Here is a 13686-nt window from a genome sequence, read left to right as displayed (position 1 = left end):
GCTGAGGAAAATTTAAACAGGCTCTAAGCTTTCCGCATTATTTTCTGATCAAGACTTTGTTTGTCTGACTTCCACTGTCATTAGTAGTTACAACAACATATAAACCAGCTTGTACAGGAACATTGCCAGAAGTGGCAACAGTGCCCTGAGCTACCATTGTACCGGTAGTTGTATAGACTTTATATACCGTAGTTTCCTGGGCAGAGATAGTAATAGCTCCATCCTGAGCAGACACTACTGTATTATTCTCGTTGGCAACAGGAGTTGTGATTCCAACACCAGGACCGGAATTCGGGAATCTTTCAGGTGTCTGCTCTGAGTTTAAGAACTGTAACTGCACAAACTGAATATCACCTCCACCGTTAATGGCAGTAATATCTAACTTGAAATCCCAATATTGTTTACCTTCAGCAATATCAACATAAAAACGATAACAAGTATAGCGGGCACTTGGAAGCGGAGCAAATGAATATTTATTAATTTGTTCCCAAGCCAACGGGTTACCATTGTCATCATATTGACGACCATACAAGGTAAATTCTGTCGGGATACGTTCAAAGTTTCCATAACCGGTAGTCATTGTAAATGACTTAATATCCAAAGGTTCTGAATATGATTCTGCTGTAGTAAATTCCAAAGACATTGTCTTGGTACCTGTCTGACAGAATTTTGTTGCCCAGTTATCATCAAACAGATTCTTAACTTCCTCATTTTTAATACCGTTTACTGAGCTTGTCCAAATCAATGCACCCTCTTCCGGAACAGCTTCGGTATAATCCTTCGGATATCCCGAGCTTTTTGCCGTATCAGTATCTTTACCGGTAGGTACACCAAAAAGTTGAAACTCCTTAATGTCAATAACCCCTTCTCCACTGGCTACTAATTTAAAGAGATTAGTTCCGGTAGCAGCTAAGGCATTCAAAGTTGCACGATAAACACTTCCATTCTCTGCAGCGACAAAACCAATGCCTGTAGACTCCCAGGTAGCTCCGTCGTCATAAGAAGCCTGTACACTCCAGCTTGTCACATCACCTGTATTTTCATCACCGGGAGTCACTAAAGCACCCGTAACAGCAATATTGGGAGAAGCGGTATCAACAATCTTTATAATCATCTCCAAATCATCAGCATTTACCTTTAATGAAGTATTTTCATTATTGTCAATTGCTTTATAAACTTCTTCTTTAGAAACACCATCAATTGTTACTGCAGCCTCATCGGTATAGTCCCACTCCAAACAGAACGTTTCATCTTTAGGTTCGGGAATAGATAACTCTGACTCAGTGGCTGTAAAATAATCCAAATTAGCAGCATAACCACCATAAGCTCCGACTTCGATACGGTTGGTACCTGCCTTCAGATAAACCTGGGTAACAATAGTTGCCGGATTACCTTTTGTTCCGTTCCAACTTGTATCTTCAGATTTTTCAGAGAACTGGACAATACTCTTTTTCTGTTTGTTTACTTTAATATAGCATTTTCTATTCGTATCCGTACCAAAATAAACAATTGACAGGTCATAAGTACCATCAGCCGGTACATCAGTCAACTCAAAAGCAATAGCGTTATTACTTGCCATATTAGCCACAATAGAACCACCTGAAGCCGTTGTCTCTTCCGCCGGAGTATCAACTTTAACAGCCGTTCCCGAATGATAAAAATCAAATGCATCTTCTGCTTCTACTTTCACTTCGTAAGCAAATGTACTGAAAGCTGTAAACATCAGCATACTGCCTAATGTTAATCCTTTCCTCCAAAAATCAAGATAGTTTTTCTTCATAATAGCAAATTTTATAAGTCAATATATAAAGAGCCTCCTCCTTACAGGAAAGAGGCTCCGTTACTTCTTTATTTATTCAGTTACACTCAGTTTTACAGAGTGGAAATAAGACTCCGATTCGGGTTGAAGCATTACCCGGATATCAACCAACTGAGCCTCATAAGAGAGATTGAACTTAAAGGTATATTCTCCGATAGTAGCTGTCGGATCTACCATGTCCATCGTCCAGTAATCCAGCGCTGTAGTTTCTGTAGGGTTTTCTGCCGGCGGAGTTTTATTATAACTACCGAATGGCACAACTATTTCGTTTCCATCTTTATCCGTTTCTATCATCTGGAATTTGTACATCTGACTTTTCCCTCTACCGAATTTTACCCATTGCAATTCGTAGTTTGTCAATTCCCAGGTAGAGTTACCAACAAATGTAAGCGGTACCAAAGTATTGTCTACCCACCAAAGGTTGAAAGACTTAACCTCATTTATAGTACAGGTTGCTTTGGTAAAGTTCAGTACAACATGGTAAATCTTATTGTTACCTTCAATCGTTCCATTATCATCTTCTACCAGGTCAGTGCCATCAGCTCTGAAGCTACGTATATCTCCCTCTTTGGCATTTACAAAAGAATATGTACCATTGCCCAGTTTCATAAAACCTTCGTACTCACTATCTGTAGTCTGTTTCAGAGGAATTGCACCGGCAATATCGCTCTGCCCTGTAGCTTCACCATATACAAATATCGCTTTGGGAGTTTCGGCAAATCCTCCCTGACGGGTTACTTTTATTGTACGTACTGTAGAATTGACATGTTCCACCAATCCGGTGATGGCACGTACACGCCAATAGATCTCACCAGTTTGTAAAGGACGTATCCCTGTCCGCTCTGCAACTATATTCATTTGTTGTTGCGACAGCTGAACAACATTGGCATAACCCAGTTTATCCGGCGTTATAGTCATTGAAGGAGTATCAAAATTCTTATCCTTGCCGGCAAATTGTACTTCATAAAAGACCGTTGTACCATCCGAAGCTTTTGCGCGATCCCAAGACAAATCTACATATTCTCCCGGATCAGTATCCGTGTAAGAAATAGTAACTTCCAAATCAGGAGTTAATACCTGAAAATCGCCAATAGTAACAGGTGTTGTTTCATCCTCCGAACAACTCACAGCCAGACAGCTGCACAAGAACAATCCTAAATTTTTAAAACTAAATATATTTTTCATAACTGTACTCTTTGGTATTTATTAGTCAATAGCCTGCCATCCCGGATTTTGTACCAGACGCTTATTCTTATAAATCTCGCTCTGTGGAATAGGCCATAAATAGTATTTGAAATCATGAGGACGATCTTCTGTCTTTATCACCTGATAGAACAAAGGACGGGTGGCGGAAATATTCAGCCCATAAATACATTTGTCCGTTTCTTCCATTATCTTCCAGCGACGTACATCATAGAAACGATGATTTTCAAAAGCCAATTCGATGCGACGTTCCCGACGAATCAACTCTCTGATGGCTTCTTTCTCTTTTGATTTCAGCATGATAAATTCAGGACCATCACCATACCCCGGAAGGCCCGCACGTTCACGAACTTTATTCACATACTTCAAAACCTCATCCACATCTCTCGCTTCACATTCATTGAGAGCTTCGGCATAATTCAGATAAATCTCTGCCAAACGGAAAAGAGCCTGTTGCCGATTGGACACATTCTGACTATTTTTCCAGTCTACCGAAGGATTACTGTATTTTCGAAGAATATATCCGGTTGTAGAATAGTTACGAGTTTTACCTGTATGTCCTGTATTTCCTCCAAAATAAAGTTCGCAGGTTGCTGCATTCTTTGTAGCTACCCATTTACTGTTGTCAAAACAGATAGATACATAAAAGCGCGATTCACGATTCACATACATATTGGAAGTTCCTTTAGGAGCATAACCTATTGTTGTGGCACAAGTTCCTTCAGTAGTGTAGTCAGGATCCTTGTCTGCATAAGGTTCATCTGCGATAGGCAAGCCTTTAGACGTAAAATAGTCATCCACAATATTCTGGGTAGGGTCCCAGCCAGACCATCCGTTACAGAACCGGGGAGCATTTGCCTCAAAAGACCAGAAAGAACAGTTGTTACGTGCCCAGATTATCTCATTATTCCATCCTGTCAGGAAAAGCTGTTGATACGAGGCATATGGGTCAATACTACCGTCTTCTTTATTTTCCGTATACAGAGCAAAACGATCTGTATAACGGTCAATAAAGGCTTTCGACGCTTTAGCTGCATCTTGCCATTTTTTATCACTATACGTCTGATTTACCAACTGGTTGCCATCCTGATCTTTGAAATTAGCATAATCAGTGTTACCATTATACAGAGGGCTGGCAGCATAAAGCAACAGACGAGACTGAATAGCCCGTGCCGCAGTTATAGTAGCACGACCATAGTCTGTAGATTCTTCATACCAATCAGGCAAACCTTCATTACATGCTTTCTCCAGTTCATTATAAATATACTGTACACACTCATCCACACTACTACGCGGAATACTCATTTCATCAATAGAACCATCTACGTCTACCTCTACTTCAGGCATAATTACAAACGGGCCATACCAACGGAAAATGCAAAAGTAATAGTAAGCACGCAAGAAACGGGCTTCTGCCTTATATTGTGCTTTCAGTTTGTCGGTAATGTTAACATCCTGACACATATCTATATGAGAGATAAAAGTAGCAGCCGTACGAATGGCCTTATAATAACCACCCCATTTCTGTCTCCATCCTTTTGAAGGACTCATACCTCCCTCATTGATAGAGTTCTCCTCATATTCAGCCCAGGGAAAATCCATCTCATCACAAATAGCAGCACAACCGTCGGTTGGGTCCCACTCCCGTGGAAGAGTGGCATAGGCTGTATTTAGAAACTCTTCTGCTCCTTTACGTGTTTTGAATATTTCTTCCAGAGATATCACATTATCGGGCACAATATCCAGGTAATCGCCACAAGAAGTCATCAATGCCCCTGAACCTGCTAATAAACAAGCTATAATATATCTTTTCATCTTCATATCTTTTGTTTTATTTAAAATTGGAATGACAAACCTAAACTATAGGTACTGATATTAGGATATTTAGTACCGGTACCGTTACCAAGTTCCGGATCCCACATATCAAAGCCAGAGATAGTGAAAACATTGGTAGCGAGTACATAAAAACGTAAATTAGAAATATGCCACTTACTGGTTATTGTTTTAGGAATCGTATAGCCGAAGTCTAATGTTTTCAAACGAAGGAATGCACCATTTTTAATCCAGTGATCGCTTGTTGCATAGTTCTGATTTGTTCCGCTTATCGCCAAACGGGGATAAAGGGCATCTTGTCTTGGATTATTTTCCGTCCAACGGTCAGTGATGTTAGAGAAAAGATTACCTCTGGCGGTAGCATTCTCAAAAGGAACAAAGTCTGTACCATTCATAAAAATATCACAGCTACCTACACCCTGGAAGAACGCACCTAAAGAGAATCCTTTCCATTCGGCAGTAGTACCAAAACCATATACGATATTCGGAACGGTACCTTTGCCAATATAAGTTTTGTCATAATCATCAATAACATTATCGCCATTCAAATCACGATATTTCAGATCACCAGCCATTACAGGTTCTACCGTTTTCGCTACATCCGGATTATTGATATCATCGTCTGTATAGAAGCCATCACAGATATATCCTAAACGCTGACCAACAGAAGTTCCACGACTCTCCATCCATGGATAAGGTTTGGAAGGAGTATCGTCTTCAATGATCTTATTCTTGTTATAACTCAGATTTCCTTTTACTCCCCAGATAAAGTCACCGAATCTCTTATTAAAATCGGCATTCACCTCAAAACCTTTATTCTCTACAATACCCAGGTTACCGGTAACAACTACATTAATTCCGGCTGTTGCAGGTATAGACTGACGCTGTATAAAGATATCTTCACGTCTTTCTTTAAACACATCAAAGTTTAAAGTAAGATCCCCCCGGAACAACTCCAAGTCCAATCCGAGGTTGGCTTTTGTAGAAACTTCCCATCCCACATTTACGGCATACTTGGAAACATCTTTTCCTCCCGTCACACCATACGTATTATTAGGAAGTCCAAACTGATATACATTACTGGAAGAACTCATTTCGGACAAAAAACCAAAACGATAAGTGGTATCACCTATTTTAATCTGGTCACTACCTACCTGACCATAAGAAGCACGTATTTTCAACAAACTGATAACATCTGAAACCGGTTCAAACCAAGGCTCATTGGAAGCAACCCAACCGGCACCAAATGAAGGAAAGAAACCATAACGTTTACCCGGAGTAAAGTTCTCAGAACCATTATAACCAAAGTTCACTTCTGCCATATAGCGATCTTTGAACGAATAAGTAGCACGCCCGGCCAAACCCTGTGAACGATAAGGCAGTGAGTAAGTCAAAGAATTCGAGTTCAAATCCGAACGGTCACTTCTATTGAAAAGAAGCATACCGGTAACAGTGTGGGCATCAGCAAAGGTTCTATTATAATTCAGAGCCGCTTCCATATAATATTTACGCTGGTTTTTATCCGTACCCCGTTCCAGCTTTAAATACTCATCAACAGAGTTACCTTGCTGTACAATAATTAATTCCCCATTCTCATCACGAGAATCAGCCCAGTATGTATTATAACTACGCGTTCTGTTCAGGTATGTTTTGTTCTCAATATCATAAGCAAACATACCCTTGAAAGATAATCCTTTTGTGATGAAATCCAATTTTTGTTCCAGACTCAAATCAGCCATTACCTTACTGTGAGTCGTACTTCTATATCCTTTCTTAGTCAATTCAGCAAGTGGATTCATCAAACCACCACCGGTAGAAAGAAACGGAACTCTATCACCCGGATAAATTACAGGCATCTGAATAGCCGGAATCCGGAATACAGCAGAAAAGATATCGTCAGACTTCACATAAGGTGAGTTCTTATCCGCCATATTTCCTTTAATGTTAAGTTTGAGGTTTGTAGTAGGGGTCACCTTCATATTCAAACTGGAGTTAAAGTTATAACGGGAGTATTTTATCTCCGACTTATAATCCTGCATATTGTCTACCTTAAACAAACCTGCTTCGTCATAATAAGACAGAGATACATAGTACTGAACATTTTCAGAACCGCCATTTACATTGACAGAAACACGTTGGTTATGCCCCCAATCATTAAAAATCTGATCATACCAATCTACATTCGGATATAAATAAGGATCCAGACCAGAAGCAGTCATTCCGATCTTTTCTGCAGAAAACAGAGGATCTTTACCACGGGTTGTAGCAGCTTCATTGGCGCATTGCATATAAGTAATACCATCGGCCAACTCCGGTAACTTAGTAAAACGGGTGAAACCATAAGTATATTCCGCACGAATACGAGGTTTACCGATTTCACCATTTTTCGTTGTAATAATGATAACACCGTTTGCACCACGTACACCATATACAGCCGTAGCAGAAGCATCTTTCAAAATAGAGAAGGATTCGATATCTTCCGGATTCAAGTCATCCATGGAACGCTCTACACCGTCTACCAGAATCAAAGGAGACGTACCTCCTAAAGTAGCAATACCACGTACCCAAATATTCGCAGCATCATTTCCCGGTTCACCGGTCTGTTGTAATCCTACAATACCTGAAACACGGCCAGCCAAAACAGTAGAAAGATTGGCTACGGGCTGTTTCAATTCGGACACAACTTTAATACCCGACTGTGCCCCAATCGTAGAGATCTTTTTCTGCGTACCATAACCTACCACAACAACTTCATTCAACTCCTGGGCATTTTCTTTCAGAGTAATAACCATAGGCTGCTGTGCAGTGACAGTGACCTCTTGCGGAACATATCCCAAATAAGTTACATTTAATACGGAACCGATATTGGCATCCAGTGTGAAATTACCATTAAAGTCAGTAATAGTACCAATGGTAGTCCCTTTAATAAGAACATTTGCACCAATAATCGCCTCTTGATTATTGTCGACAATCTGACCTGTCACCTTGATTTTCTGTTGTGCATTCAATATTCCCATGTTCAATAGAAACAACATAAGAAGCAGATGCTTCAATTTTAATTTGATATCCATAAATTTAAAGTTATATTGTAAGGTGTTAATATTATTCACACGAGTTATTTATATAAAATAAGAACTCAAAAAAATAATAATATGATAGCATCCGGAAGCTAACTGGAATTGTCTTTCATAGCACATTTTTTAGTTTTAACCGTCACAAATATAAAGCAAGTTGCAGACACCCAAGCTCCATCCTATGCCAAAAATGTCCTCTGATAACAGACGCATTATTGGAGACACTTTTTGCACTATTGGAGACAAGTCACAAACCAGGACACCATGTCTACAAATCAACACAATACCGCTAAATACAACATCAGTTCGATAGAACCATCACCTGACGTACCTCCCCGGGTGGAAAGCACTCAAAAAAGTAATACTGACAGAGAAAGAGTTTGCAGCTCACACGTTGTAATTTAAAGATTATCACGTATCTTTGCAACTCAAATAAATACAAATTATGGCTATTACAATTAAAAGAGTATCCGGAAAGAAAGAGCTAAAAAAGTTTATTCGTTTCAATTATGAAATGTACAAGGGCAATCCTTATTCTGTTCCCGATCTTTTCGACGATATGCTCAACACATTCAATAAAAAGAAAAACGCGGCATTTGAATTTTGTGAAGCTGAATATTTTCTGGCCTACAAAGATAATAAACTGGTAGGACGTGTTGCCGCTATCATCAACCACAAAGCCAACGAGAAATGGAATAAGAAAGACGTGCGCTTTGGTTGGATTGACTTTATTGACGATCCTGAGGTTTCTTCTGCTCTACTGAAAACGGTAGAAGAGTGGGGAAAAGCCAAAGGCATGACGCATATCCAGGGACCTTTAGGATTTACTGACTTCGATGCAGAAGGGATGCTCATAGAAGGATATGACCAGCTCAGTACGATGGCAACTATTTACAACTATCCCTACTATCCGCAACACATGGAAAAACTGGGATATGAGAAAGATGCCGATTGGGTGGAATATAAAATCTACATTCCGGATGCCATACCGGACAAACACAAACGTATCTCTGAACTTATCCAAAGAAAATATAATCTCAAAATAAAAAAATACAGTTCATCCAAAAAAATCGCTGCCGAGTACGGACAAGCCATTTTTGAATTAATGAACGAAGCTTATAGTCCGTTGTACGGTTACTCACCTTTGTCACAACGTCAGATAGACCAATATGTGAAGATGTATCTCCCGATTGTTGACTTGCGTATGGTAACGCTTATCACAGATGCCGATGATCAGTTAATTGCGGTAGGCATTTCAATGCCCTCACTTTCAGAGGCTTTGCAAAAATCTCATGGCCGTTTGTTACCCTTTGGCTGGTATTATTTATTAAAGGCCTTGTTTATGAAACGCCGGGCAAAAATGCTTGATTTGTTGCTTGTAGCCGTGAAACCGGAGTATCAAAATAAAGGTGTTAACGCATTGTTATTTTCCGATTTAATTCCGGTTTATCAAAAATTAGGTTTTATCTTTGCAGAAAGCAACCCTGAGTTGGAGATGAACGGGAAAGTACAAGCTCAGTGGGAATACTTCAAAACGGAACAACATAAACGTCGTCGCGCGTTTACAAAAAAGATAGAATAATGTGTCAATGTACTACTATGTCAATGGTACATTGATATAATAGCATATTAAAAAATTATTATTTATGGAAGAGAACGAGCTGATACCTGTAGACAACAATCCAGTAGAATACACAGACGACAACATCCGTCATCTGAGCGACATGGAGCATGTCCGCACACGTCCCGGTATGTACATCGGGAAGTTGGGCGACGGCGCACATGCCGAGGACGGAATCTATGTCCTTTTGAAAGAAGTGTTAGACAACAGTATCGACGAGTTCAAGATGCAAGCCGGCAAAAAGATAGAAATTATTGTCGAAGAGAATCTCCGTGTTAGCGTACGCGACTATGGACGAGGTATTCCACAAGGAAAGCTGATTGAAGCAGTCAGTATGCTGAATACCGGTGGAAAATATGACAGTAAGGCTTTCAAAAAGAGTGTCGGACTGAACGGTGTCGGTGTAAAAGCAGTCAATGCACTAAGCTCACGTTTTGAAGTACGCAGTTATCGAGAAGGAAAGGTGCGTATTGCCACTTTCTCCAAAGGTGATCTGCTGACAGACGAAACACAGGATACGGAAGAGGAAAATGGAACTTATATTTTCTTCGAACCGGATGCTACCCTATTCTTAGGCTATAGTTTCCGCCCCGAATTCATCGAAACGATGTTGCGCAACTATACCTACCTCAACACCGGACTTGCAATTATCTATAACGGACAGCGCATCGTGTCACGAAATGGTCTTGTAGATCTTCTGAACGATAATATGACTGCCAACGGACTTTACCCGATTATACACCTCAAAGGAGAAGACATTGAAATAGCCTTTACACACACAGGCCAGTACGGTGAAGAGTATTATTCATTCGTCAACGGCCAGCATACCACACAAGGTGGTACGCACCAAAGTGCTTTTAAGGAACATATAGCACGAACCATTAAAGAATTTTACAATAAAAATCAGGACTATACGGATATACGCAATGGGCTGGTAGCTGCTATCGCGGTCAACGTTGAAGAACCGATGTTCGAGAGTCAGACTAAAATCAAACTGGGTTCTACCAATATGTCACCTGGTGGCGTAACAGTAAATAAGTTTGTTGGTGACTTCGTTAAACAAGAAGTAGACAACTTTCTGCATAAACACGGAGATGTGGCAGAAATCATGCTTCAAAAAATACAGGACTCTGAAAAAGAGCGTAAAGCCATAGCCGGTGTAACCAAACTGGCTCGCGAACGTGCTAAAAAAGCAAACTTACACAATCGTAAATTACGTGACTGCCGCATCCACCTAAATGATCCGAAAGGCAAAGGCCTGGAAGAAGACTCTTGTATCTTCATTACCGAGGGAGATTCGGCAAGTGGCTCTATCACTAAAAGCCGTGACGTGAATACACAAGCCGTATTTAGTCTTCGTGGTAAACCTCTTAATTCATTCGGGTTAACCAAGAAAGTGGTATACGAAAACGAAGAGTTCAACCTATTGCAAGCTGCCCTCAACATTGAGGATGGCATAGAGGGATTACGCTACAACAAAGTAATTGTAGCTACAGATGCCGATGTGGACGGTATGCACATCCGCTTGTTGCTTATCACTTTTTTCCTTCAGTTCTTCCCGGATCTGATAAAGAAAGGACATGTTTACATCCTGCAAACACCTCTGTTCCGTGTACGCAACAAGAAAAAAACGTTGTATTGCTACAGTGATGAGGAACGCCAAAGAGCCATCAAAGAGTTGAATCCTAATCCGGAAATCACCCGATTCAAAGGTTTAGGAGAAATCTCTCCGGATGAATTCAAACACTTCATTGGCAAAGACATGCGCCTGGAGCAGGTTTCACTGCGTAAGACCGACTTGGTAAAAGAACTGCTTGAGTTCTACATGGGTAAAAATACAATGGAACGACAAAACTTTATTATAGACAATCTGGTTATAGAAGAAGATATAGCATAAAACAACACATGAGAAGAGCTATTTTTCCGGGCACGTTCGACCCGTTTACTATCGGACATTATTCGATAGTTACACGTGCATTGACTTTTATGGACGAAGTAACTATAGGAATAGGTATCAATGAAAATAAAAACACTTATTTCCCGATTGAGAAACGTGTAGAGATGATTCAGAAGCTTTACAAGAACGAGCCGCGAATTAAAGTGATGTCTTATGATTGCCTGACCATTGACTTTGCGCAGCAAGTAGACGCTCAGTTTATAGTCCGTGGCATACGTACGGTAAAAGACTTTGAATACGAAGAGACCATCGCGGACATCAACCGAAAGTTAGCAGGCATAGAAACTATTTTGCTTTTCACCGAACCGGAACTTACCTGTATCAGTTCTACAATTGTACGCGAACTTCTTAGCTATAATAAAGACATCAGCATGTTCATTCCTGAAGGAATGGAAATTGATTAATGATGAGTGATTAAGTAAATTAAGATGATGAAGAAACTATATATCCTTTTAGCCTGCCTGTGGGCTATTACAGCACAGGCACAAAACTTTGGTACGCCTGCCATGCGCAAGCTTCAAATGGCCGAATTTGCTATCGCCAACCTTTATGTAGACAAAGTAGACGAAGATAAGCTCGTAGAAGAAGCCATCGTTAAGATGCTCGCACAACTCGATCCTCACTCCACCTACTCGGATGCCGAAGAAGTGAAGAAGATGAACGAACCTCTACAAGGCAATTTTGAAGGTATCGGTGTTCAATTCCAGATGATTGAAGACACATTGCTGGTAGTACAACCTGTCAGTAATGGCCCTTCTGAGAAAGTAGGCATTCTTGCCGGTGACCGCATTGTAGCTGTGAACGACACAGCCATCGCAGGTGTAAAAATGAGTACAGAAGATATCATGGCCCGTCTCCGTGGACCGAAAGACTCAGAAGTAAACCTGACCATCATCCGCCGGGGTGTGAAAGACCCATTACTTTTTACCGTAAAGCGGGATAAGATCCCCATTCTCAGCCTGGATGCTGCTTATATGATTGAACCCAAAACAGGTTATATCCGCATCAACCGTTTTGGAGCTACCACAGCTGAGGAGTTCCTTACGGCAATGAAGGAACTGCAAAAGAAAGGAATGAAAGACCTTATCCTCGACCTGCAAGGCAACGGAGGTGGTTATCTGAATGCAGCCATTGACCTGGCAAATGAATTCCTGGGAGAGAAAGAATTAATCGTATATACAGAGGGACGTACTGCACAACGTAGTGAATTCTTTGCTAAAGGTACAGGAAATTTCCGCAAAGGGCGTCTGGTGGTATTAGTAGATGAATATTCTGCATCAGCCAGTGAAATTGTAACCGGGGCTATTCAGGACTGGGACAGAGGAGTAGTTGTAGGCCGTCGTTCTTTCGGTAAAGGACTGGTGCAACGCCCGATCGATCTGCCGGACGGTTCTATGATTCGTCTGACCATCGCCCGATATTATACTCCCGCAGGTCGTTGCATTCAAAAGCCCTATGAGAGTACAGCAGATACTAAACTCGCAGGTAGAAATAACAGCGATGAAAGTAATCAGAAGAGATATAATCAGGATTTGATAGATCGCTTCAACCGCGGTGAATTGATGAATGCAGACAGCATCCACTTCCCCGATTCACTAAAATGCCAGACCAAGAAACTAGGACGTACCGTTTACGGCGGTGGTGGCATTATGCCCGATTACTTTGTTCCGATTGATACCACTCTTTATACAGATTACCATCGTAACCTTGTAGCCAAAGGAGTTATCATTAAATTAACCATGAAGTATATCGAGAAGTATCGCAAAGAGCTCGCAAACCAATACAAGAAATTTGAAACCTTCAATGAAAAGTTTGAGGTAGATGATGAATTATTGAAAATGATGCGTGACATGGCAGATCAGGAGAAGATTGAGTTCAATGAAGAACAATATAACAAAGCTCTGCCATTGATCAAAACACAATTAAAAGCATTGATAGCCCGTGATCTATGGGATATGAATGAATATTTCCAAGTGATGAATAAAACAAACAAAAGTGTAGAACGGGCACTGGAAATATTGAAATCGAAGGAATACGAGCAAATGCTGAAATAAATAAGAACGTGAAGAGACGTTTGCAAGAATGTACACTTTTATAGGACAAAAATGGTTCTTCTTCAATTTAGTTGAACCGTGTTTGATAAGTCACTTTTGCAAAGTAGGCTCTATGGGATTCAAAA

Annotated in this window: 8 protein-coding genes; 4 read left to right on the top strand and 4 right to left on the bottom strand. The window is 40.6% G+C overall.

The window, feature by feature from the left end; translation table 11 throughout:
* Positions 1-37: 37 nt before the first annotated feature.
* The 4 genes from HCG69_RS16545 to HCG69_RS16530 form a co-directional block, all read right to left on the bottom strand.
* On the bottom strand, positions 38-1780 hold the full coding sequence (locus tag HCG69_RS16545) for a hypothetical protein (protein WP_007482933.1): 1743 nt from the start codon (positions 1778-1780) through the stop codon (positions 38-40).
* 72 nt (positions 1781-1852) lie between these two features.
* Positions 1853-3004 (bottom strand): SusE domain-containing protein, encoded by a 1152-nt coding sequence (locus HCG69_RS16540; RefSeq protein ID WP_007482934.1) that lies wholly within the window; start codon positions 3002-3004, stop codon positions 1853-1855.
* A 21-nt stretch (positions 3005-3025) separates the two neighbouring features.
* The gene (locus HCG69_RS16535; RefSeq protein ID WP_226812492.1) at positions 3026-4837 is read right to left on the bottom strand and encodes a RagB/SusD family nutrient uptake outer membrane protein; all 1812 of its coding nucleotides are present in this window, start codon (positions 4835-4837) and stop codon (positions 3026-3028) included.
* A gap of 20 nt (positions 4838-4857) precedes the next feature.
* On the bottom strand, positions 4858-7926 hold the full coding sequence (locus HCG69_RS16530) for a TonB-dependent receptor (RefSeq protein WP_223381604.1): 3069 nt from the start codon (positions 7924-7926) through the stop codon (positions 4858-4860).
* 448 nt (positions 7927-8374) lie between these two features.
* On the opposite strand from HCG69_RS16530, the gene HCG69_RS16525 reads away from it, so the two are divergent.
* The 4 genes from HCG69_RS16525 to HCG69_RS16510 all read left to right on the top strand — a co-directional run bounded on the left by HCG69_RS16525 (position 8375) and on the right by HCG69_RS16510 (position 13561).
* Complete coding sequence (locus tag HCG69_RS16525; RefSeq protein WP_002558375.1) at positions 8375-9511, top strand: hypothetical protein; 1137 nt, start codon at positions 8375-8377, stop codon at positions 9509-9511.
* Between the two features lie 64 nt (positions 9512-9575).
* Positions 9576-11447: a DNA topoisomerase IV subunit B gene (locus HCG69_RS16520; protein ID WP_002558376.1), complete on the top strand. Its 1872-nt coding sequence runs from the start codon at positions 9576-9578 to the stop codon at positions 11445-11447.
* Positions 11448-11455: 8 nt separating this feature from the next.
* Complete coding sequence (coaD, locus tag HCG69_RS16515; RefSeq protein WP_002558377.1) at positions 11456-11911, top strand: pantetheine-phosphate adenylyltransferase; 456 nt, start codon at positions 11456-11458, stop codon at positions 11909-11911.
* Positions 11912-11935: 24 nt separating this feature from the next.
* Positions 11936-13561: a S41 family peptidase gene (locus tag HCG69_RS16510; RefSeq protein ID WP_221650956.1), complete on the top strand. Its 1626-nt coding sequence runs from the start codon at positions 11936-11938 to the stop codon at positions 13559-13561.
* Positions 13562-13686 lie beyond the last annotated feature (125 nt).

The sequence above is a fragment of the Bacteroides sp. K03 genome (assembly GCF_019734355.1).
GTDB classification, from domain to species: Bacteria; Bacteroidota; Bacteroidia; order Bacteroidales; family Bacteroidaceae; genus Bacteroides; species Bacteroides nordii.
Note: the sequence above shows the minus strand (reverse complement) of the source record. Positions and strands in the feature narration are given on the sequence as shown.